Origin of the sequence: Arthrobacter sp. NPDC080031 (genome assembly GCF_040702485.1) — a bacterium.
Lineage (GTDB): Bacteria > Actinomycetota > Actinomycetes > Actinomycetales > Micrococcaceae > Arthrobacter.
Genome location: NZ_JBFBLA010000001.1, coordinates 13,152 through 35,048, shown reverse-complemented (window position 1 = coordinate 35,048; position 21,897 = coordinate 13,152). Strand labels below are relative to the sequence as shown.

Genomic DNA, 21,897 nt, shown 5'->3' with positions numbered 1-21,897 from the left:
CAACCGGCCACCATCGACATCACCGAGACATCCTTCGCGGAGACGCTGAAAAATAACGAGATCGTGTTCGTCGGTTTCTGGGCGGGCTGGTGCGGGCCATGCCGCATGTTCACCCTGACATACGAGGCCGTCGCCGGAAAGCACGCGGATATTGTCTTCGCCAAGGTCGACACGGAAGCTGAGCAGAGCCTGGCCGGCTCCGCGAACATCACGTCAATTCCTACCCTGATGGCGTTCAAAAACCAGACGCTTGTCTTCTCCCAAGCCGGAGCGCTAAATGCTGCCGCGCTGGAGCAGGTAATGGAGGCAGTCAGGCGTCTGGACGTAGACCTGCACCTCGCCGAAGGAGCCCAACAAAACTGACCTTATGAATGTGAAGATGAGGAACAAGCCGGCCACTGTCCTTGGGCAGGCTCCGGGCCGTACTGAACTCAGAGCAGGGGAGACAAGAGCCAAATGCACTGGCTGCACCCTGTCCATATGGCGGCCTTGTTCTCACTGGGGTTGCGGAATATACCTTTCAAAGGCTGCTTGGCCGGTAACGGGTGATCCTGGTAGTCCTCTCGATCTGGCTTGAAGACAGTGGCTCGTGCTGACCACATGTTGCTTCGGCATTCGGAACCGGGGGTGGCCGTCCGGATGGTACGGCCACCCCAAAGCGGCTCCCGAGATTCTGGCTAGAGCGTCACGCCGCCATCAACGTAAATTGTTTGACCGGTGAGGTAGGCACTGAGAGGGCTTGCCAGTACTGCAACCATGCTCGCGATGTCCGATGGCTGACCGATCCGCCTTTGTGGAATGCTGGCCAGCAGGTCGGCGCGCGCCGGCTCATCCAAGCGATGCCACACTGACATGGGAGTCATGATGTGCCCAGGCGCCACGGCGTTGACGCGCACACCAGCCTCGGCCCATTCCGAGGCGAGATAACTGGTCAGGGACGAGATCGCAGTCTTGCTCGTCCCGTAGGCGGTGCGCCCACGCAGGACGCGCAAGCCGTTTATGGATGCAATGTTCACGACGGCGCCAGTTCCGTAAGGTTTCATCAGGTCGTAGGCAGCGCGGCTGCCCAAAAACGTGCCATGTACGTTGACGGACATTACGCGCTCGAATTCCTCGATGGACGTGTCAACGGCAAGCTCACGACAGATCAGGCCTGCGTTGTTCACCCAAAGACTTAGCCGTTTACCTGTGGACTCAACCATCTTAACGACCTGGGCAGTCTGCTCAGGGGATGAGACGTCCGCTTGGACGTACAGAGTGTTGTCATCGTGCAGGGCGGGCGCGTCGTTCAAGTCAACAGCCACCACGGTCACTCCGAGCTGTGCGAGGTATTCGCTGATCTTTGCTCCAATACCTCCCGACGCTCCCGTGACGACAGCGGTCGTGCCATTCAGTTCAGCAAAAGGCTGAGTAATAGAGGTGGGACGTACGTCGTCCTTGTAGAGCTGGTCCAACGGTTTCTCCTTCATTAGAAAAGCAGGCTCCCCTGTTTCCGGTCGACCCACGCCAGGGGGGCCCGGGCATTTACGCTCCACTATCTGAGCTGCCTTATCGAGGGGCGGGTGAGCACGTATGTCAGTACTGCTGACACCAGGAAGGCCGCACTCATGGCCACAAGCCCGATCCGCGTGTTGCCGGTAAGGTCAACAAGCACCCCAATGACGTATGGTCCGACGAAACCACTGACGTTTCCCAGAGAGTTGATGAATGCAATAGCTACTGCCGCAACGGTGCCCAGGAAAACGGACGTTGCCTGCGCGAAGAAAAGGGGCAAACCGGCCTGAGATCCGGCGGCTGCGATGCACAGGAAAAGCAGCACCATCACCGGCGAGTCGAAGAACGTGCTTGCGAGGAGGCCGACGCCACCGACCAGAAGGCTAATGATCAGGTGCCATCGGCGGTCTCCAGTGCGGGCGGAGGACTTGCCGATCAGGTACATGGCCACCGCACAAACAGCCCAGGGGAGAGCAGACAGAAGACCAGCGTCAACGGTGCCAACACCAAAGCGGTCTTTGATCACCGTCGGCATCCAATACGTAATGGTCCAAAACGATAGCGTGAGGAAAAAGTACTGGAGCGCGAAGGCCCAAGCCAGGCCGGACTTGACGACCCGCTTCACGGCGCCCGGTTCATGCGCGTGACCTGCACGGTCGCCAGCGTGGGCGAGGATGTATTCGCGTTCATCCGGCGTCAGCCATTTGGCATTCTGGGGGCCTGCGGGAAGAAATGCGAGGAATGCGACGCCGAGAACGAGTGTTGCAAGGCCCTGGGTCAAAAAGACCCATCGCCATCCGGACAGGCCCAGTGTTCCGTCCAGGAGGAGGAGGAGTCCGGCGGAGATGACCGTTGTAATGGCCAGCGCAATCGGGACACCCAACTGAAATATGGAGAGTGCGCGCGGAAACAAGCGCGACGGAAACCAGAATGTCATGTACAGGACGATGCCGGGATAGAAGCCGGCTTCGGCAGCCCCCAACAGGAAGCGTGTGATGTTGAGCGACATGGGGTCGTGGATGAACATCATTGCCGCAGTCACCGCTCCCCAGCTGAACATGATGCGGGCTAGCCAAGCGCGGGCACCGAAGCGGTTCATCGCGATGTTGCTTGGCACTTCCAAAAAGAGATACCCAAGGTAAAAGACGCCGGCGGCGAGACCAAAGGCACTCGCAGTGAGGCCCAGTTCAGCCGACATTGGTGCATTGACGACACCCAAGTTGGCGCGATCCATGTATGCGATCAGAATCCCTAGAATCAATAAGGGGAATAACCGAACCGCGAGCTTACGAAAGATTTTCTCCTCAAGCTTAGTGTCGATCGCTGGCTGGGCGAGCGTACCGTTCAGGGTCATTGTGGGTTCCAATCTTCATCGGTCAGCACCCGGGCGACAAGAGCCGGAGTTATATAGCCGGACCACTGTGTCCGGCATCACGGAACGTATCCTTAATAGACTCACTGCACAAGGTCCAACTTTAGTATTGCTGTTTATTACCCAGCTTTTTGGGGCCATTTAGCGTGTAACAGCCGCCATCCCCTTAGCGCCAGTTCTTAGTGACCGTTGACTTTCAACCTAAATGTAGGACATTCTTGTGCCTGTCTAATGTAGAGGGATGATGGCCACCGCCGGCCACCAGCCTCGAAGGTTTCACCTGCTTTCCGCGAGGGCGAATCAGCAAAAGTTCCTGAAGGAGACAACATGCACCCACGACTGGGCCAGGAGCCCGGATCTGCACCTGCACTCGTCACGGATTCCGAGTTCACCAAGTGCTAGGCATAGCGGCAGCGGATACACCTGCCAGGGGCGTACTCGCCATCTGGAATGATTGCCTCCCCGGCCGCGAGGCTGCATACGAACGGTGGTACGTGACGGAACACCTGCCTGAGCGGCTCTCGATTCCGGGATTCTCAGTAGGTCGCCGATACCGTGCCATCAATGCCGGGCGGCAGTTCTTCACCGCCTACGAAGTCGACAGTCCCTCCGTTCTAAGCTCGCAGCCCTACCGTGAACGGCTGAACGAGCCGACAACGCTTACACGCGAGATCATGTCTGATGGCTTCGCCCATGCTTCCCGAACTGTATGTGAACGCCGTGACGTAGTGGGATCGATACGCGGGGCAGTCGCGATCACAGTGGAGACCCGGGACGGCGCCGCCGTTCCCAGCCCCGAACTGCAACCGCTCGGCGCTGCTCTTAGGCAAAGCATCGTGCATCGCGAATCATGGTTCGCCGTCACTGGGGATCCGCCGTCGGCCGAAGAAGAACTACGAGGACCTGATGAGCGGATTTCTCGCTGCCTGCTCGTCGAGTTCCTTGAAACCGAATCAGCGCTCGAAACCGCTCGAATTATCGGACAAGAGTGGCCGGAAGCCAACGTGGGTGTCTATGCACTGATGTGCGTCCTTCACGCCGAGGCCGCGGCATGAGGGTCTTGCTGATCCAGGGCGCAAACATGGAATACCTTGGATACCGGCAGCCTGAACTCTATGGCACCACCACCGCGAGCGAACTCGACGCGATCCTGCAACAGGAAGCCGAAAGTCTAGGCGTTGACCTGGACATCCACTACCTGAACATCGAGGGTGAAGCCATCAGCCTGATCTACCAGGGAGTGCGCGACGGGGTGGACGCGCTGGTCATGAACCCCGCCGGCTTCCTGTATGCCGGATATGCGCTGCGGGACTGCCTCAAAGCCATCCCCGTCCCGTACATCGAGGTCCACATGACAAACATCGATGCTCGGGGCATGCACTCAGTCACTGCCACCGAATGCGCCGGAATGATAACTGGGCTCGGCGTTGAGTCCTACCGTCTTGCACTGTCAGCAGCAGTGCACCTGATCAAAAAGAAGGAAAATTGACATGACCAGAACTGCGCTCGTCACGGGAGCCGCGCGCGGCATCGGCGCCGCCATCGCCGACCGGTTCGAGGGACTCGGGTGGACGGTCTACCGAATGGACCGGACCGGCGATGAGTCACCCGGCATGATCATCGGCGACGTCACATCGGAGGACGACTGGGATCGCATTTCCCGGCAAATCGAAGCTGAGGTCGGACATCTGGATGTCCTGGTCAACAACGCAGGGATCCTGAGGAAGCGCCGCTTGCCGACTCTACCCTTGAACTCTGGAATGACGTGATCAACGTCAACCTCACGGCCTCGTTCTTATCCAGCCGGGCCATGCTTCCGCTGCTTGAAAAAGGCGATCGCGCGACCATTCTCAACTTCTCCTCGATCGACGGCCTCCGTGGCAGTCTCTGGCACTCTGCGTACGCCGCGAGCAAGGGCGGCGTCCTTTCTCTGACCCGCACCCTCGCACTCGAACTCGCCCACCGCGGCATCACGGTCAACGCAATCTGTCCAGGCACTGTTGATACGCCGATGGTGCAGAACATGCTCCGCAATAAGGCCGGCATTGACCGTGAAGCCCTCCACCCGCTCAAGCGCATCTCCACTCCGGAGGACCAAGCTGTTGCCGCGGCATTCCTGTGCAGTCCGGAGGCCCAGTACATTACCGGCGTCTCCTTGAGCGTCGACGGCGGCCGAGCGATCCGCTGATTCCGGAAAACTGAGGACACTATGACCGATTCAAAGAAAACAGCTCTTGTGGTTGGCGCTACCGGCGTTGTCGGCCGGAGCCTGCTTAAGCAACTGGTCGCCGACCCCGAGTGGGATGTCATTGCAGTATCGCGCCGGACCCCGGAGGTCGAAGGGGACTACCGGCACTTGGCAATAAACCTGCTCGATGCAGAGGCCACCAGGAATGCACTGAACTCCTGCGAAAATGTTAACCATGTATTTTTCTCTGCCTACATCCAGAAGCCGACGTGGGCTGAGATGGTCGAGCCGAACATGGCGATGCTGCGCAACCTCATGGATGGTATCGAGCCAGTCGCAAAAAACCTCCAGCATGTCAACCTGATGCATGGCACCAAGTGGTACGGCAACCACTTGGGGGAATTTAAGACCCCCGCGCAGGAAACAGATCCCCGCCATATGCCGCCAAACTTCTACTACGACCAGCAGGACTACATCGTTGAGCGCCAGCAGGGAGCATCCTGGACTTGGTCTGCCGCAAGGCCCCACGGGATTTGCGGCTTATCCATTGGCAACCCGATGAACCTGGTGATGGTGCTGGCCGTCTATGCGACCGTGTCCAAAGCACTGGGCTTGCCGCTCAGGCATCCCGGATCCGTTGAGAACTCGCGGGCGCTGTACAACGTCACGGACGGCAAGCTCCTCGCGAACGCATGCACGTGGATGGCTACTGATCCCAGCGCCGCCAACGAGGCCTACAACATTACCAACGGAGACGCCTTCCGCTGGCAGGACATGTGGCCGATCATCGCTGACTATTTCGGAATGGAGACCGCTCAGGCCCAACAAATCGACTTGGTCCAGATGATGGCTGACAAAGCCCCGCTATGGGAAAAGCTGTCAGCTGAGCGCGGCTTGATGAAGATCCCGTACGAACAGCTCGTCGACTGGTCTTACGGGAACTTTGTCTTTACCCCGCAGTACGACGTCATGTCATCCACGACCAAAGCGCGCCGAGCCGGTTTCACTGGCGTTGACGACAGCGCTGAAATGTTCCTCCGGCATTTCGACGAGTTACGTGCGAACCGGATCATTCCCTGAAACCGGAATACTGTTCCCAATAGCCTCCGACGACGTTCACCGGATGGCATTCGCCAGCTCCGCGGAACTTCCGATGGGGCGATAGCTGCGATCTCCAGGATCTGAACCACAATCGCTCCCGACGACATTCAGTGTGGATCTCCGCGCCATCGAGCCCCCAAAAGGCCGTGGCAGGTGTTTCTGGGTCCGGCAGCGAGGCCGCTGATAGTGATCGCGCCTTATTGATATATGGCCGTGGACGCTGCTCATCGATGTATGGCCAAGCTGTCCAATGACGCTAACCTAGCGCGCTGAGCTCCCCAAATGGTAGAGCCTGACAGTCCCGGGAGGGGCTGTCAGGCTCTACTTGTATGACGGCACGATTTCAGGTCGTCAGCTCATCAGGTGGCCTCAGTCAGCCATGGTCGAAGGAGAGCCATTGGCGGGTTGACACTGAGCCTTCTTTGGCCGACCGTTTCGAAGCAAATGGCTCGACCCGGCGTTAGCGCTACTCCTCATGCCAGCCCACCCATGCAGATGAGGTTAGGCGGATGTCTGCGGTGGCGAGCTCGGCCTCCCACTCGGCAAAGTCGCGGATATTGGGGTCGAGCAAAACTGCAAGGTGTCTGAACAGCCACAACATGGTGATTCCTCTCGAGGATTAGACGGGCAATTCGGCAACGCATCGCACCGCCGGGGATACTCCGAGGCGTCACTCCTCAGATGCCAGGGTGCATCGAGAAGCAGGTAACTGCACATCGGACTAACTGTTCAATAATAGACCTTGCATTGAATGTCCGACAATGGCTATTGTGGATACACACCCCGGCAGGCACCGGCCTCCGGTTAGCTTTCCCTCATCGAGAGGCTTTCTGTGTCAATGACGACAATCCCCCGCAACAAAACGGCCATCCGGCGCGTTGCCGCCGCCAGCCTTATCGGAACAACAGTCGAATTCTTCGACTTCTTCATCTTTGGGACCGCATCAGCGCTGGTTCTCGGCAAGCTCTTTTTCCCGAGCCTTGACCCGCTGGCCGGCACCCTGGCCTCTTTCGCGACCTTCGGCGTCGCGTTCGTAGCCCGGCCCATTGGAGCTCTGGTTTTTGGGCACTTTGGTGATCGGGTCAGCCGCAAACGGATGCTGATTACCAGTCTTCTCATGATGGGACTGGCCACAGTCGCTGTCGGCCTCCTGCCAACCTACGACCAGGTCGGCCTGCTGGCTCCCGTCCTATTGGTGCTGTGCCGCCTCGTTCAGGGACTTGCCCTGGGCGGTGAATGGGGAGGTGCGGTGCTGATGGCCGTCGAACACGCGCCGAGAAACCGTCGAGCCTTTTACGGCAGTTTCGCCCAGGTAGGCGTTCCATTCGGCCTCGTGCTCGCAACCGGCAGCTTCTGGGGAGTGCAACAATTGCCCGAAGCAGCGGTTACCTCCTGGGGATGGCGCATCCCGTTCCTGCTCAGCGCCGTCCTGGTGATTGTAGGACTGTACATCCGGCTCAAAATCGAAGAGAGCCCAGCGTTCGCCTCACTGAAGAAAGAAAAGCGCGTAGAGAAATTCCCTGCCGGCGTTGTTTTCCGCCGCGCTCCGAAGGGCCTGCTCATTGGCGCTCTGGGTATGGCCGCGGCGAATGTGCCGTTCTACATGGCGACTGTTTTCGCCCTGTCGTACGGCTCGTCGGCCGGCGTATCACGGAACACCATGCTCCTGGCTGTCTTCGTTGCGTCCGCGGTGCAGATCTTCACCATTCCGATGTTTGCAACGCTCTGCGACCGTTACGGCCGCAGGACCGTCATGCTTGCCGGTTCTGCGTTGACTGCGCTGATGGCTTTTCCCTTCTTCTGGTTGATTGGCACAGGGAACACCCTCGCCGTGATTCTTGCCATGCTGATGGCCCTGCCGCTCTGCCACTCACTTACCTACGGCCCGCAAGCTGCCTGGCTGCCTGAAGTATTTCCCACCCGCCTGCGCTACAGCGGATCAGGAATTGCCTACACCTTGGGTGGCCTGATGTTCAGCGCCCCGGTGCCGTTTGTCGCGGCCTGGGTGGGATCTGTCATCCCCGGTTCCTGGACGCTGTCCGTTTACATCATCATCGCCGCAGCGTTGACCTTCTTCGCAGTACTGGCCAGCCGAGAATCCCGGGACGACGACATTCATTGGGACGAGCATCCCGAAGAGCAGCGAGTGCCGCGGTAACGCCAGCCAGTTGACGTTCAACACAACGCACACCTCGCTGCTGACGAAATAGACAAGGACGATCCCGTGAACGATGCCACCACAAGTTCTCCGGGCCCACTGAACGGGCTCACGGTTGTGGACATGACAACCTCTTATGCCGGCCCCAGCGCCTCCATGTACCTTGCGGACCTGGGTGCCACAGTTGTGAAAGTTGAACGTCCCGGCTTCGGCGACGATGCCCGGAGCTGGGGGCCGCCATTTGTCCAAGGTGCTTCCGCCTGGTTCGCCTCGGCCAACAGAAACAAGAAATCTGTGGTGGTGAACGTCCGCCACCCGGAAGGGATCCGGGTTCTGCATGATCTCATTGGGAAAGCTGATGTGTTCATGCAGAACCTTAATCCCGGAAAACTGGCTAAGCTGGGGGTCGATCACCAGACTCTGACTGCCAAGTACCCTCGTCTGATCTATTGCGCTCTGTCGGGGTTTGGGCTTGACGGCCCGGACCACCAGCTGCCCGGATACGACCTTGTGGCCCAGGCCCGCTCAGGAATCATGTCGGTCACCGGTGCCAAGGGGGGGGCGCCGCAGCGAGTTTCCACAGCGCTCTCCGATGTCGTTACCGGCATGTGCGCAGCGCTGGCCATCTCAGCGGCGGCCGTCCGGCAGGCACGCACCAATCAGGGCGAAGTCATTGACGTGTCTCTCCTTGACACTGACCTGGCAATCATGGCGCCCCGAATCGCTGCCCACCTTGCCGGTGAACCGGAGCCCGCCCCGAGCGGAGGCACCGATTCCGTCCTGGCCGTGTACCAGAGCTTCCCGACGGCTGACCGGGAGATCGTGGTGGCCATCGGCAATGACGCGATGTGGCACCGCTTTTGCGCGATCGCTGGCCTTGAAGATCTGTCCGCCGAACCCTCCCTCGCGGACAACGCCGGGCGTCAAGCAAAGCGAACGGACATCACCGCCCGCGTCGCGGAAAGACTGCAGGAACGCCCCGCGGCGGATTGGCTGGCGGTGTTCGGTGAACACGGAGTGCCGGCATCCCTCATTCAGGGTCTGTCTGAAGTCGTATCCGATCAGCAAGTTCTGGCACGCGAGTCGCTGATGCCGGTGCCCGGGGTGGACGGACTCCACTCAGTGCACAGCCCGTTCCGCCTAGCGTCCCAGCCGATACCACGGAACGAAAGGTTTCCGGAACTGGGCGCCGACACAGAAGAAATACTGGAGAGCCTGGGATATGACTTAGAAACAATCCAACAGCTAACAAAGGACGGGGCAGTGGAGACTTACGCAACCTCCGCGGAGGTACTAGCCTGATGCGTGAAGTGCTTTATGAACAGCACGGCCCGGTGCTCCTGCTGACCATCAACCGGGAACAGGCACACAACGCTCTTAACGCCTCTGTGATTCAGGGAATCGGGGATGGAGTCAAAAGCGCTGCTGCTGACCCCGGTATCCAGGCAGTGGTGATCACCGGCACCGGCCATAAGGCATTCTGCGCCGGAGCGGATCTCAAAGAACTGGACGACATCAGTGCTGATGACGCGCACCGGAATCTGAACGTGGGACAAGAAGCCTTCAGGGCCATCGAGACATCGGGAATTCCTGTGATCACGGCGGTTAACGGCCTGGCACTCGGCGGGGGATTCGAACTGGTCCTCGCCTCGACGTTTCCTGTCCTGTCAACGCGCGCCTCACTGGGCCTGCCCGAAGCTTCACTTGGCCTGATTCCGGGCTATGGAGGCACCCAGCGGCTTCCGCGGGCGATCGGGGCAGCGACAGCTGCCCACCTCATGCTGACGGGGGCGAGGCTGAGTGCCAATCGAGCCTACGAACTTGGTCTTACTCCGGTGGAGCCAGTGGACCCGGAGAGCCTTCTGACGGAGGCCATGGCGTGCGCCGAAAGGATTGCCGCACAAGGTCCGCGCGCCGTTCAGTTTATCCTCGAGTGCCTCAACGCCAGTAGGGATACCCCATTGGGAACCGGCCTTCGCTTGGAGACCAGACTGGCAGCCACCGCTGCCGGCGGCAGTGAATCGACAGAAGGGATCCGGGCCTTCTTCGAGAAGAGGTCACCGGACTTCCTCCAGGCCGCCGAACCGAAGATAGACGGAGAAAAATGAGCGAGCAATTCATCCCGCTGGAAGCCGATCCCGAGGCTTACCAAGCCATGCACAGAATCTTGGACGAACCCGCCGCCGACGCGATGCTTTCACGGCGTGAGCTTGAGGTACGTGGCCACGCACGCGAAATAGTCGCCCATAAAGTGGCGCCGGCTTCGGCCAAGGCTGACGCTATCCACGAGTTTGCAGCAGGAAGCGTCCAGGCCCTGGCCGAAGCCAACCTCATGGGACTGGTATTTCCGAAGGACCTGGGTGGGACCGGCGACTCGAACGTTGCCTACGCGGCGGCCATGGAGGAAATTACGGCAGGCTGTGCCGCCACCAGCCTCATATTTATGACGCAGATGCATGCCGCCTACCCGATTCTGTTGGCTGGCAGCAAAGAACTGGCCGAAAAGCACATCCCGCCCCTTCTCAACGGCAGCAATTGGGGTTCGCTGGCGATCACTGAACCCGATGCCGGGAGCGATGTCGCCAGCCTGCGAACCACAGCCACCAAAGTTGAGGGCGGTTACCGCATCAGCGGGTCGAAAACCTTCATCACCACCGGCGACCGGTGCGACACCATCATCTGCTTCGCGAGTGTGGACCGAACAAAAGGCAGGCAGGGAATCACCGCTTTCGTGGTGGATGGCAACGCCCAAGGGGTTACCCGCGGACAACCGTTTCACAAGATGGGCATGCATGCCTCCAGCACGGCTGAAGTCTTTTTCGATTCCGTCTTCGTACCCGATGACCACTTGCTCGGAGAACCTGGTGGCGGGTGGTCAGTGGTCATGAGCTCGGTCGTCAAATCCCGTATCAGCGCCGCAGCCCAGGGAGTCGGCTTGGCGCGAGCAGCCTATGCCCGCACTTTGCACGCCCTGAAGCACCGCTACGGCACCCGAATTCCCGATGAGCTGACCTTCGCCCTCGCGACGCTGCGGGGCAGAATCCTGCAGGGACGCCTGCTGCTGTTGGCCGTGGCACGACAAGTGGACGAGGACCCCAAAATCGCTCCAGGCCAGATCGGCATCATGAAGCAGTCATGCACTGACCTCGGCTGGGAGGTGTCAGTGGAATGCACACGGATTCTCGGTGCGTTCGGTGATTTTAAGGAACTCGGGGTGGAACGTTGCCTCAGGGATTCGAAGGTCACACAGATATACGACGGAACCAACGAGGTTCAGCGACTACTCATCGGCCGTGAAACGAATCGAGCAATGGAGGCGATGTCATGACCGACCTGACAGGGAAGGCCGCCATCGTCACCGGCGCCGGCCGAGGTTTGGGCCGCTCGATAGCCTGGGCCCTGGCGATGGCCGGCGCCGCGGTGACCGTGGCCTCACGCACCCGGCATGAACTGGACTCCTTCGTCGAGGAAGTGCGGGCCGCAGGCGGTAAGGCACTCGCCTGCACCACCGACATCACAGACGAAGCGTCGGTCAACAAAATGGTCAGTGAAACCATGGACGAGTTCGGCCGAATCGACATCGTCGTCAACAACTCCGGCATAGTTGCCAGCACCCCGCTGCTAGAACAATCAGCCCACGAGTGGGACCAAGTCGTTGCCACCAACCTGCGGGGTGTCTTCCTCGTCACCAAGGCGGCTGGACGCCACCTGGTCGACCAAGGCTCCGGCAAGGTCATCAACATCGCCTCCAATTTCGCACTGCAGGGGGTGGCCAACCACGCCGCGTACTCGGCATCCAAAGCCGGAGTAATCGCCCTGACAAGGTCCATGGCAATCGAATGGGCCAAAGCAGGCATCCAAGTCAACGCGATCGCCCCCGGATACTTCGCAACTGAACTCAACAGGGAAATGCGCGAAGACGCGGACCTGACCGAGAAGGTCGTGCGCGCCATCCCGGCCCGCCGGATGGGAACCCCGGAAGAAATTCAGCCCTGGGTCCTCCTGCTGGCCAGCGGAGCGTCCGACTACATGACCGGAGAGACCATCGTCATCGACGGTGGCCAGACCGTCCGCTAACACGCACGAAAGGACTTCCCATGAGCAACGACAAGAAAAACGTAGCCGTACTCGGCGCCGGAACTATGGGTTCGGGCATCGCCACGGTAATGGCGAGGGCAGGGCACAACACCTTGCTGTTCGATGTCAACGACGAAAACCTCCAACGGGGTCTCGACACCGTCCGGGGCTTCTTCGACGTCAGCGTGGCGAAAGGCAAGTTGACCGTCGAGCAGGCTGACACAGCGAAAAAATCACTCAACGGTACGACAGATCTCGCCGATCTGGCCGCCTCCGACGTCGTCGTCGAGGCAATCTTTGAAGACCTGAATCTGAAAAAGGAAACCTTCGGCCGGCTCGACGACATCGTTTCCGCCCAGACCCTCTTTCACACCAATACGTCCACCCTCTCAGTCACAGGCATCGCGTCCGGCTCAAAGATCCCTGGCCGCGTGGTCGGCACGCATTACTGCAATCCCGCACCCCTGATGAAACTGGTCGAGCTGGCCGATGGACGCCACACCGAGCAGTGGGCACACGCGGCGACACTTGAGTTTCTGGGGACCCTGGGTAAAACCACGGTGGTCACCAAGGATCGCCCCGGTTTCATCGTCAACCGGTTTTTGATCCCCTGGGAAAATTCCTGCATCGCCGCTTTGGAAGCCGGACTGGGAACCAAGGAATCCATTGATGCCGCCGTCAAGGGCGCGCTCGGCCACCCCATGGGTCCATTCCAGCTTCTGGACATCGTTGGCCTCGACATCCACCAGCAGGTAGCCACGAGGCTGTACGAACAGCTCCGGGACCCCCGCTTCTTCCCGCCGCCCATGGTGGACCGAATGGTCGCCGCCGGTGATCTGGGCAGGAAAACGGGCAGGGGCTTCTACGAATACGACAACACACGGCTGTTTGGATCCTGACGGAGGATGAGGAAGTAATGGACATGCAAAAGATTGGACTGCTGGGCTTCGGCACCATGGGCGCCGGTATTGCCCAACTCATTGCTCAGTCAGGACGCGACGTCCTGGTACTCGAAACGGCACAGGAGCGCATTGACGCGGGTATGCGTTTCCTGTCGGAATTTCTGGCCACCGGAGTTGCGCGAGGCAAACTCACCGAAGAAGACAGCAACACCATCAGGAGCCGGGTACATGGGGTCCTGAAGGTGGAAGAGTTGGCGGACGCCCAGCTCGTCATCGAAGCGGTGACAGAGAACCCCGACGCCAAAAAATCGCTCTTCGCAAAAGTCTCATCGATCGTCAGTGCCGACGTGCCGATCCTGACCAACACTTCGGCTCTTTCCGTCACCGATCTCGCCACCTCGGTCGACAACCGGGGACGGTTCGCGGGACTCCACTTCTTCAACCCGGCACCCTTGATGAAAATCATCGAAGTCGTGAAGGCCCTCGAGACGGATGACAAGACCATCGACACCCTGGTCGCTTTCGTGGAGTCTCTTGGCAAGGAACCGGTGGTCGTCAAGGACCGTCCCGGTTTCCTGGTCAACTCGCTGCTCATGCCGTACCTGAATGATGTCATCCAGGCCTACGACGAGGATCTTGCGACCGCAGAGGACATTGACATCGCCATCCGGCTGGGTCTCGGTCATAAGCTGGGCCCGCTCGAATTGCTTGATTTGATCGGACTGGACGTCCACAATCACGCCACCATGAGCGCCTACCAGGCGACCCTCGACCCGAAGTTTGCCCCGCCGCCACTGCTGCGCCAGATGGTCGCCGCGGGGCATTTGGGCAACAAAAACGGAAAAGGCTTCAGGACGGACGGGAGGAAGACCGCATGAAAACCTATGAAGACCTGATCGTCGAGCAGGATGACGCGGTCCTGGTAATTACTATCAACCGCCCCGAATCCGGCAACAAGTTCCGTCACCAGACATGTCTGGAACTGTTCGATGCGCTGCAGACATTGCGACTCGATCCGCTCCTAAGGGCTGCCGTGCTGACCGGTGCCGGCGACAGGTTTTTCTGTATCGGAGGCGAACACGACCCGATGACGTCCCTGGACCAGTCCCAGGTTCTGCCGATCATCGACGTTTATCAGGCGATCGACACCATCCCCAAGCCCGTTATCGCCGCAGTCAATGGTTTTGCCGTCGGCGGCGGGAATGTCCTGCACACCGTGTGTGACCTGACCGTGGCTTCCCAGAACGCGGTCTTCCGCCAGGTAGGGCCGATGGTCGGCAGCTTCGACGCCGGATACGGCAGCTGGTACCTCGAGGACACCATTGGCCGGAAGCGGGCCAAGGAAATGTGGTACTTGAACAAGAAGTATTCAGCGGACGAAGCCCTCTCCATGGGTTTGGCCAATGAAGTCGTACCCGAGGACCAGGCAGTGACCCGCGCTGTGGAGATCGCCCAGGAAATCACTACCCGCAGCCCCCTGGCAGTGGGAGGGATGAAAGCCGCATTCTCCGCCCGCCACAATGGTGTTTCAGGACAGGCCCGGATGGCCCATGACCAGCAACTCACCCTGTACTTGCAGACTGAGGAAGCGCACGAAGTCTCACAGGCTTTCGGTGAACGCCGACAGCCCAAAACGGAGAGGTTCTGGAAATGACCTGGCGCGGCCCCGCACTCGATGAAGAACAGCGGGATATCTTCTCGCTGATGAATGACCTTCTTTCCGGAGAGCAACCACTCGTGGATGAGAACACTGAAACCGTCGACCAGGCCAAAGGCAAATTGGTCGAGTTGGGCCTCTGGACGCTCGGCGTGGACGAAGAACACGGTGGTTCAGGCGCACCTCGCGAAACGGTGCTGCTGGTGCTGGAACGGCTTGGACGCCTGTGGCCGGCACTGGGCTGGGCATCCGTTCAGGCACAGGCAGCGCTGGCCGCCATCGGTGGTGATGCCCGGTTCAGCGATCTCGCCGATGAAATCAATGCTGGCTCCCTCGGCGTAGCCGTCGTCGATGAGGCCAGCGCACACGTCCGGCTCACGACAGAAGGCGGAGGACTGAAGGGCTCGATCGGCCGTGTTGATACAGCCTCAGGGCTACCTGCTGTGGTGGTGCTCGGCCCAGCCGGAACCGCCCATGTGCTCAGGCCGGAGACCTTGGAAGGAGCCCCGGTGGAACGCACAGGCCTTGGAGGGGCCAGGACCGTCTCTCTGTCTGTAGATGCCAAGTCCGCCGACATCATAGAAGTCGACTCCCAGGAAATCCGCGGGCTGCTCCGGCTCGGAGCAGCCGCCGTAGCTGCCGGGATCGCCGGTGCAGCCGCCGACGCCGCAGTGGAGTATGCCTCCAGTCGCGACCAGTTCGGAGGTCCTCTCACCGGAATCCCCGTCGTCCGGCAATCACTCCAGGAGCAGGCCGCCGGCGCCACAACGGCACTCACCGCCACATTCGGCGCTGATCCATATGACCCGGTACAAACGGCAGCAACACTGGCGAAGGCCTGTGACACTGCCATTGACGTGGCTGGCCGGGCACTTCAGTCCCACGGCGGATACGGCTACCTCACCGAATACCCCGCGGAGCGTTTCGTTCGGGATGCAGTGTCCTTGCGTGCTGCGGCGGATCCGGCAGGTTCGATGTTGCTGGCGTCACGTGCCCTTGTTGGCAAGCTTCCCGCCTAAACAGTGAAGGACAATCAATGAGTACTTTCATTTCTGAACGATTCGGGGATCAGCTCACCCCGCTCACCGGCGAGCAAGCTGAACAGTGGCGGGCAGAAGGGCTGTGGGAGAACCGCACGCTCAGGTCGCTGCTGACCGAAGCCGCGCAAAAGCACCCGTCCCGGACGGCCCTGGTCGGATACCGCGAGGATGCAGAAACCCGCCGAATCAGCTATCTCGAGCTGGACGCTGCAGCGCATCACGTGGCCGCAGCACTGGACTCCCTTGGGGTAGGACCTGGTGATGCCGTGGTCGTCATGCTTCCGAACTGGGTGGAATATACCGCCTTAGTATTCGGCATCAACGAGATCGGGGCAGTCTACGCCGGAATTCCTGTGGCGTACGGACGGCATCAGGCACTGCCGATCCTGCGCAGGAGCAAGGCCAAGGTCCTGATCATCCCCCGCAGTCACCGCCGCAATGAGCACCTGCAACTCTCACGGGAGCTGCGGGAGGAACTGCCCTCCCTGGAACACGTCATCGTAGTGGACGACGATGGAAGCGACCTGCTGCACGGCGAACACCTGTGGTCCTCCTTCGACAGCATCCCGACCACGGAATTGCCGGAACCTGATCCGGCAAGCCTCTGCTACCTGGGTTTCACCTCAGGTACGACCGGTGAACCGAAAGGGGCCATGCACTCACACGAGACGCTCCTGTACTCAATCCGACATCAGGCAAACCACATCGGGTCGAGGGTTTTCGGCGACCCGATGATCCATCTGGTTGCCTCGCCAATCGGCCACCACACAGGATTCGTCTGGGGCATCATGTTCACGACTCTGCTTGCCGGGACAGGGGTATACATGGACCGCTGGACTGCTCAGAGCGGTGTCGATGTGATCCAACGCGAAGGTGTCACCTGCTTCTTCGGGGCCCCCACGTTCCTGCAGGACATGATGCGCACCAGCCTGGCCTACGATCCCGGCTGCCCGCTGGAATGTCTGGTCATCGCTGGATCGCCGGTGCCGCGCAATCTGCCCGAGCAGGCAGGAAAGGCCCTCGGCGCCTACGTGGCCCCGGCCTGGGGGATGACCGAATGCAGCATCCTGATGTCCTGTACCCCCGATGAATCGGACGGAATACTGCGCACAGATGGCTCCATTTTTGCTGGCAGCGAGGCAAGGGTAGTTGACGACGAGGGTCATGACGTCGCTCCAGGTGAGGTGGGGAATCTGATCGTCCGCGGTCCCGGTGTAATGTTTGGCTACTTCGACCGTCCCGATGCCACCGAGGAAGCTTTCCAGGAGGGTCTGTGGTTCATCACCGGTGACACGGCCAGCATGGATGAGCACCGGTGGATCTCACTCCGAGGACGTACCAAGGACATCATCATCCGTGGAGGCGAAAACATCCCTGTCACCGAAGTTGAGTCCCTGATTTTCGACCACCCGGACGTGATCCAGGCCGCCGTGGTGGGCATACCGGACCCGCGTCTGGGGGAACGAATCGGTGTCGTCGTCGTCCTCCGGGAAGGATCTGTCCTTACCGTCGATTCGCTTTCCGCGTATCTGCTCGGCCAGGGCCTGTCCCGGCATTACTTGCCGGAGGTGATTTTCCATCTCAACGACATGCCGATGACGCCGAGCGGGAAAATCAAAAAGAACGAATTACGCCACCTGGTGGCGGACGGGCGAGGGTAGCCGGATGACGCCGCACGATGAACCTTTCCTGCCCTTGTCTGGGGTTAAGGTCCTGGATCTCTCTACACTTCTGCCCGGTCCGTTGGCTACTCTCATGTTGGCCGACGCGGGAGCAGATGTCGTCAAGCTCGAACGGCCTGGCAGGGGGGATGAAATGCGGAGCTACTCCCCGAAGCTTGGTGAGGCCAGCGCGAACTACGCTTTGCTGAACAGGGGCAAGGCCGCGTATGCCGTGGATTTCAAGGACCCCGAAGCGCGCGACCGCGTGCTGGACCTGATTAAAGACGCCGATGTGGTCGTGGAGCAGTTCCGGCCCGGAGTAGCCGACCGCCTCGGACTGGGCTATGCTGCGGCCAGCGCGGTCAACCCCGGGATCATCTACTGCTCCATCACGGGATATGGACCGGAGGGGCCTTACGCCCACAAGGCAGGTCATGACCTCAATTACCTGGCCGAGTCCGGTCTTCTCGGTGTCGCCACGAAAGCTCCGGCTGCGCCGGCCTTGCCGCCTACTGTCCTTGCCGACATTGCTGGCGGGACCTATCCGGCGGTAGTGAACATCCTGCTGGCTTTGCGGCGCAAAGACCGAACCGGCGAGGGCGCACACCTCCAAATCTCCATGATGCACAACCTGCAGATCCTCTCATATGGGTATATCGCCACCCAACGGGCCGGGGGCGGGTGGCCGGAACCTGGGCACGAGTTGCTGACCGGGGGGAGTCCCAGATACAACATTTACCCCACAGCCGATGGACGCCACGTCGCCGTCGCGGCACTTGAACAGAAATTCTGGGAACGCCTCCACGTGATCATCGGCCTCCCGCCTGAGCTGCTGGACGATGAAGGACGCGAACAGCAGGTCATGGATGCAATGCAAGAGATCTTCGCCTCTCGCAGCGCTGCCCACTGGCGCGAGGTGCTGGAGGGAGAAGAGGTTTGCACCGTGGTCGTGAACACCTTCGAGGAGGCCGTCGAAGCCGGCTTCATGTCCGCAGCTTCATCCGAGATGGTCACCGATGGTGAGGATGTGATGGGGGCCCTACCAAGCCCGCTTGACCCCGTTTTGCGCCCCGTACCGAGCACCGCTCGTTACCCGAGACTGACCCCGCTTCCCACAGGCAGCGTGTGGGCTGAGTATGCACTTCGATGAACAGGAACAGCCGTGAAAGCAGCACTAGTTAAGGAATTCGGTCCGCCATCTTCGCTGGTGGTCGAAGAGGTTGAAGATCCCGTGCCGGGACCGGGGGAAGTCGTGATCGATGTCGCGGCTGCCAGTGTTAACTTTCCGGACCTTTTGGTCGTGGACGGCAGTTATCAGATTCTTCCGGACCGGCCGTTCTCGCCCGGAAAAGAGGCCTCCGGAACCGTCCTTGCAGTGGGGGAGAGGGTCACCCGAATCAAGACGGGTGACAGAGTCCTTGCCCTCGTGGAATTCGGCGGATATGCAGAGAAACTGAAAGTTGCCGAAGATCTCGTCATTCCCCTGCCTGGCAGCGTGGGCTTCACCGAGGCGGCTGCCTTCGGCCTGGTTTATCACACTGCCTGGTTCGGGCTTGTCCGGCGTGCCGGTATCAAAGCGGGCGACACTGTCCTGGTGACCGGCGCAGGAGGGGGCGTGGGATCCGCCGGCGTGCAGTTGGCCAAAGCGCTCGGTGCCACAGTGATCGCTTTGGCCAGGGACCAAGATCGGGCAGAACTCGCCAAAACCCAGGGCGCAGACCACGTTCTGACATCAGGAGCCGATACCCTGCGCGACGATCTGATGAGCCTGACCGGCGGCCGCGGCGTCGATATCACTTTGGAGATGCTTGGAGGGGACATCCTCACGCAGGTCATCCGTGCTACGGCATGGGAGGGCAGGGTCGTGATCGTTGGCTTCGCCTCAGGAGGACAGCCGGCCATCAAGCCCGGACATTTGCTGGTAAAAAACATTTCGCTCATCGGCTTGCAGGCAAGCGATTACCGGGACCGCACACCGAACGAGATGCGGGCAGCCACACAGACGATGCTCGAAATGGTCGCATCCGGCCAACTCGACCCGCAGATTCATCGGACCTACCCGCTCGATGAAGCTGCGGCAGCCTTGGAACACGTCGCCCAGGGAAAAGTCCGCGGCAAGATCGTCATCGTCACCGGGCACAGTAACTGAAGCGTCACAGAAATCCCGTAGACGCTGAGGGGCAGGACCGCGACGGCTCATGACGATTCAGAAGCCGGCAGCGGCAGCACCTAACGCAGCGGGCGGGGTGGTGTGGAAGGATTCCGCCCTGCCCGCATTTATCAACACCAGCTGCACTGCGGCCGTAATGAATAAGGAGAGGAACCTTGAAAATAATCGTTCTCATCAAACAAGTTCCGGACACCTGGTCAACTCGCAGACTGAATCTGGAGACCGGGATGCTCGACCGAGCGGCTTCAGACGCGGTGCCGGACGAGATAAACGAGCGTTCGTTGGAAAATGCCCTGCAATATAAAGACGCCGAGCCGGGAACGGAAATCGTTGTGCTGTCGATGGGAACTGAGGATACGACGAAGACCCTCCGAAAGATGCTTTCCTTGGGAGCCGATTCCGCCGTCCTGGTTGCCGATCCGGCGCTGGCAGGTTCGGACATGGTCCAGACAACGACAGTCCTGGCCGCAGCCGTAAGTAAGATTGGCGCCGATCTCGTACTGGCCGGCAACGAAGCTACCGATGGTGCCGGCGGCGTGGTGCCGGCCATGCTCGCGGAGATCCTGGGGCATCCGCTCCTGCCTTCGCTGGAGAGCATTTCTATAACCGGCTCCTCTGTGACCGGAAGTGTTCAAGTCGATGGAGGATCACTCAAGCTGAGCGCACCGTTGCCGGCAGTGGCCTCCGTGACTGAGAAGTCTGCTGAAGCCCGCCTTCCAAACTTCAAGAGCATTATGCAGGCAAAGAAGAAGCCCCTCGACACGTGGTCACTGCAGGATCTGGGAATCGAGGCGGGCCCCGAATCTGCCACCGTACGGTGCGTGATGGTCTCCGCGACCGAACGTCCTCCGAAAAAGGCCGGACCGAAGATCACCGACGATGGCACAGCTGCAGCCGAACTCGCCGACTTCCTCGTCCAGAACCGCCTTCTGTAAGCATTCATTCCGGTCCTTTAACCAACCAACGCGGACTTGACTTGAAGGGAATCCAGAACATGGGAAACGTCCTGGCATTTATTGAAACCACTGCCGATGGAACACCGAAGCCAACGGCCGCCGAACAGATCGGCGCTGCCGCCACAATCGGCACCCCGGTCGCCGTCGTGCTGGGAGCTTCCGCTGACTCCGCAAACCTCGCCGCCGGGCTCGGCCGCCTTGGCGCGGAACGGGTGTACGTCGCCCTCGCGGAGAACAGTGGCACAGAACTTGGTTCCGCTGCTGTCGCCGCATTGGCCGACGCGGCCAAAGCATTCTCGCCTGTGGCGGTGCTCCTTCCGCACACGAGCGACTCAAAAGCCGTGGCCGGCCGGCTGGCGGTTGTCGCCCGGGGAGCGGTAGCAGCCAATGCCGTCGGACTCCGGTTCGATGCGGATGAGGTGATTGCCCAACATTCAGTGTTTGGCGGCGACTACAACACTGAATCCACGGTGGAGGGCGGCCTGATGATCCTCACGGTCCGCCCTGGTTCCATCGAGAAGCGCGCAGAGCCGGTCGCCGAGCCCGAGGTCACCGTGGCGCCGGTGTCAACGGCAGTGGCCCCGGGTGCCACCATTGACGACATCGAGGAGACTGCGAAGCCTGCTGGACGTCCGGCCCTTCGCGGCGCCAAGGCCGTGGTGGCAGGAGGACGCGGGATCGGGTCGAAGGAGGATTTCCTGTTGGTCGAACAGCTCGCCGACAGCCTCGGAGCCGCAGTAGGCGCATCCCGGGCGGCGGTGGACGCGGGATACGTGCCGCAGTCGTATCAGGTGGGCCAAACAGGGGAGTCCGTTTCTCCGCAGCTGTACATCGCACTGGGAATCTCCGGGGCTATACAACATCGCGCAGGTATGCAAACCGCCAAAACGATCGTTGCGATCAACAAAGACGAAGACGCTCCCATCTTCGAAGTGGCAGATTTTGGCATTGTGGGAGACGTGTTCAGCGTTGTTCCTCAGCTTGTTGAGGAAATTAAATCCCGCCGAGGGTAAGACTGCGGCACGCCCCCACGGCGTGTGAGTCCTGCGGCCGTTCTACCCATCCGTTTCCGCCCTGCGGCTACATCGAGAGGACCTACGGAAAATGTCCAGCAGAAACCC

At 60.3% G+C, this 21,897-nt stretch carries 20 protein-coding genes and 1 pseudogene; 19 read left to right on the top strand and 2 right to left on the bottom strand.

Annotated features, from left to right (window positions below; translation table 11 throughout):
* Positions 1-12 precede the first annotated feature (12 nt).
* Entirely contained in the window at positions 13-363 is a 351-nt protein-coding gene (locus AB0323_RS00170) for a thioredoxin domain-containing protein (RefSeq protein WP_366175854.1), read from the top strand.
* 314 nt (positions 364-677) lie between these two features.
* On the opposite strand, the gene AB0323_RS00165 is transcribed toward AB0323_RS00170, so the two are convergent.
* Together AB0323_RS00165 and AB0323_RS00160 are read right to left on the bottom strand one after the other, a co-directional pair.
* Positions 678-1,454: an SDR family oxidoreductase gene (locus AB0323_RS00165; protein WP_366175601.1), complete on the bottom strand. Its 777-nt coding sequence runs from the start codon at positions 1,452-1,454 to the stop codon at positions 678-680.
* A gap of 80 nt (positions 1,455-1,534) precedes the next feature.
* Positions 1,535-2,848 (bottom strand): MFS transporter, encoded by a 1,314-nt coding sequence (locus AB0323_RS00160; protein WP_366175600.1) that lies wholly within the window; start codon positions 2,846-2,848, stop codon positions 1,535-1,537.
* A gap of 512 nt (positions 2,849-3,360) precedes the next feature.
* Between AB0323_RS00160 and AB0323_RS00155 the strand changes: the two genes are divergently transcribed.
* The 18 genes and pseudogenes from AB0323_RS00155 to AB0323_RS00070 all read left to right on the top strand — a co-directional run bounded on the left by AB0323_RS00155 (position 3,361) and on the right by AB0323_RS00070 (position 21,789).
* Positions 3,361-3,921 carry a hypothetical protein gene (locus tag AB0323_RS00155; RefSeq protein ID WP_366175599.1) on the top strand — a complete coding sequence of 187 codons (561 nt, stop codon included), beginning with the start codon at positions 3,361-3,363 and terminating at the stop codon, positions 3,919-3,921.
* Entirely contained in the window at positions 3,918-4,355 is a 438-nt protein-coding gene (locus AB0323_RS00150) for a type II 3-dehydroquinate dehydratase (RefSeq protein ID WP_366175598.1), read from the top strand. The genes AB0323_RS00155 and AB0323_RS00150 overlap by 4 nt, the downstream gene beginning before the upstream one ends.
* A 1-nt stretch (position 4,356) precedes the next feature.
* Positions 4,357-5,054, top strand: a pseudogene (locus tag AB0323_RS00145) (SDR family oxidoreductase).
* Between the two features lie 21 nt (positions 5,055-5,075).
* Complete coding sequence (locus tag AB0323_RS00140) at positions 5,076-6,134, top strand: SDR family oxidoreductase (RefSeq protein WP_366175597.1); 1,059 nt, start codon at positions 5,076-5,078, stop codon at positions 6,132-6,134.
* An 859-nt stretch (positions 6,135-6,993) separates the two neighbouring features.
* Positions 6,994-8,313, top strand: coding sequence for an MFS transporter (locus tag AB0323_RS00135; protein ID WP_366175596.1), 1,320 nt, complete (start codon positions 6,994-6,996; stop codon positions 8,311-8,313).
* Positions 8,314-8,379: 66 nt separating this feature from the next.
* Entirely contained in the window at positions 8,380-9,615 is a 1,236-nt protein-coding gene (locus tag AB0323_RS00130; protein ID WP_366175595.1) for a CoA transferase, read from the top strand.
* Complete coding sequence (locus AB0323_RS00125) at positions 9,615-10,421, top strand: enoyl-CoA hydratase/isomerase family protein (protein ID WP_366175594.1); 807 nt, start codon at positions 9,615-9,617, stop codon at positions 10,419-10,421. The genes AB0323_RS00130 and AB0323_RS00125 overlap by 1 nt, the downstream gene beginning before the upstream one ends.
* The gene (locus AB0323_RS00120) at positions 10,418-11,641 is read left to right on the top strand and encodes an acyl-CoA dehydrogenase family protein (RefSeq protein WP_366175593.1); all 1,224 of its coding nucleotides are present in this window, start codon (positions 10,418-10,420) and stop codon (positions 11,639-11,641) included. The genes AB0323_RS00125 and AB0323_RS00120 overlap by 4 nt, the downstream gene beginning before the upstream one ends.
* A complete protein-coding gene (locus AB0323_RS00115; RefSeq protein ID WP_366175592.1) occupies positions 11,638-12,390 on the top strand; it encodes a glucose 1-dehydrogenase in 753 nt (250 codons plus the stop codon). Before AB0323_RS00120 ends, AB0323_RS00115 begins: the two co-directional genes overlap by 4 nt.
* Positions 12,391-12,410: 20 nt before the next feature.
* Entirely contained in the window at positions 12,411-13,289 is an 879-nt protein-coding gene (locus AB0323_RS00110; RefSeq protein WP_366175591.1) for a 3-hydroxyacyl-CoA dehydrogenase family protein, read from the top strand.
* 17 nt (positions 13,290-13,306) lie between these two features.
* Positions 13,307-14,170, top strand: a complete 864-nt coding sequence (locus AB0323_RS00105) for a 3-hydroxyacyl-CoA dehydrogenase family protein (protein ID WP_366175590.1) — start codon at positions 13,307-13,309, stop codon at positions 14,168-14,170.
* On the top strand, positions 14,167-14,946 hold the full coding sequence (locus AB0323_RS00100; RefSeq protein WP_366175589.1) for an enoyl-CoA hydratase-related protein: 780 nt from the start codon (positions 14,167-14,169) through the stop codon (positions 14,944-14,946). Before AB0323_RS00105 ends, AB0323_RS00100 begins: the two co-directional genes overlap by 4 nt.
* Positions 14,943-15,968, top strand: a complete 1,026-nt coding sequence (locus AB0323_RS00095; protein ID WP_366175588.1) for an acyl-CoA dehydrogenase family protein — start codon at positions 14,943-14,945, stop codon at positions 15,966-15,968. Before AB0323_RS00100 ends, AB0323_RS00095 begins: the two co-directional genes overlap by 4 nt.
* A 17-nt stretch (positions 15,969-15,985) precedes the next feature.
* Positions 15,986-17,650: an AMP-binding protein gene (locus tag AB0323_RS00090; protein WP_366175587.1), complete on the top strand. Its 1,665-nt coding sequence runs from the start codon at positions 15,986-15,988 to the stop codon at positions 17,648-17,650.
* 4 nt (positions 17,651-17,654) lie between these two features.
* Positions 17,655-18,800, top strand: a complete 1,146-nt coding sequence (locus AB0323_RS00085) for a CaiB/BaiF CoA-transferase family protein (RefSeq protein ID WP_366175586.1) — start codon at positions 17,655-17,657, stop codon at positions 18,798-18,800.
* A 12-nt stretch (positions 18,801-18,812) separates the two neighbouring features.
* Positions 18,813-19,799, top strand: a complete 987-nt coding sequence (locus tag AB0323_RS00080; protein ID WP_366175585.1) for an NADPH:quinone oxidoreductase family protein — start codon at positions 18,813-18,815, stop codon at positions 19,797-19,799.
* Positions 19,800-19,975: 176 nt separating this feature from the next.
* Complete coding sequence (locus tag AB0323_RS00075) at positions 19,976-20,755, top strand: electron transfer flavoprotein subunit beta/FixA family protein (protein WP_366175584.1); 780 nt, start codon at positions 19,976-19,978, stop codon at positions 20,753-20,755.
* Between the two features lie 59 nt (positions 20,756-20,814).
* Positions 20,815-21,789 (top strand): electron transfer flavoprotein subunit alpha/FixB family protein, encoded by a 975-nt coding sequence (locus tag AB0323_RS00070; protein WP_366175583.1) that lies wholly within the window; start codon positions 20,815-20,817, stop codon positions 21,787-21,789.
* Positions 21,790-21,897 lie beyond the last annotated feature (108 nt).

Excerpts from the sequence above, each read along its gene's own strand:
- AB0323_RS00095 (WP_366175588.1), top strand. The coding sequence starts at position 14,943 with ATGACCTGGCGCGGCCCCGCACTCGATGAAGAACAGCGGGATATCTTC.
- AB0323_RS00150 (WP_366175598.1), top strand. The coding sequence starts at position 3,918 with ATGAGGGTCTTGCTGATCCAGGGCGCAAACATGGAATACCTTGGATAC.
- AB0323_RS00105 (WP_366175590.1), top strand. The coding sequence starts at position 13,307 with ATGGACATGCAAAAGATTGGACTGCTGGGCTTCGGCACCATGGGCGCC.
- AB0323_RS00070 (WP_366175583.1), top strand. The coding sequence starts at position 20,815 with ATGGGAAACGTCCTGGCATTTATTGAAACCACTGCCGATGGAACACCG.
- AB0323_RS00085 (WP_366175586.1), top strand. The coding sequence starts at position 17,655 with ATGACGCCGCACGATGAACCTTTCCTGCCCTTGTCTGGGGTTAAGGTC.
- AB0323_RS00140 (WP_366175597.1), top strand. The coding sequence starts at position 5,076 with ATGACCGATTCAAAGAAAACAGCTCTTGTGGTTGGCGCTACCGGCGTT.
- AB0323_RS00100 (WP_366175589.1), top strand. The coding sequence starts at position 14,167 with ATGAAAACCTATGAAGACCTGATCGTCGAGCAGGATGACGCGGTCCTG.
- AB0323_RS00120 (WP_366175593.1), top strand. The coding sequence starts at position 10,418 with ATGAGCGAGCAATTCATCCCGCTGGAAGCCGATCCCGAGGCTTACCAA.
- AB0323_RS00110 (WP_366175591.1), top strand. The coding sequence starts at position 12,411 with ATGAGCAACGACAAGAAAAACGTAGCCGTACTCGGCGCCGGAACTATG.
- AB0323_RS00135 (WP_366175596.1), top strand. The coding sequence starts at position 6,994 with ATGACGACAATCCCCCGCAACAAAACGGCCATCCGGCGCGTTGCCGCC.
- AB0323_RS00125 (WP_366175594.1), top strand. The coding sequence starts at position 9,615 with ATGCGTGAAGTGCTTTATGAACAGCACGGCCCGGTGCTCCTGCTGACC.
- AB0323_RS00160 (WP_366175600.1), bottom strand. The coding sequence starts at position 2,848 with ATGACCCTGAACGGTACGCTCGCCCAGCCAGCGATCGACACTAAGCTT.
- AB0323_RS00115 (WP_366175592.1), top strand. The coding sequence starts at position 11,638 with ATGACCGACCTGACAGGGAAGGCCGCCATCGTCACCGGCGCCGGCCGA.
- AB0323_RS00090 (WP_366175587.1), top strand. The coding sequence starts at position 15,986 with ATGAGTACTTTCATTTCTGAACGATTCGGGGATCAGCTCACCCCGCTC.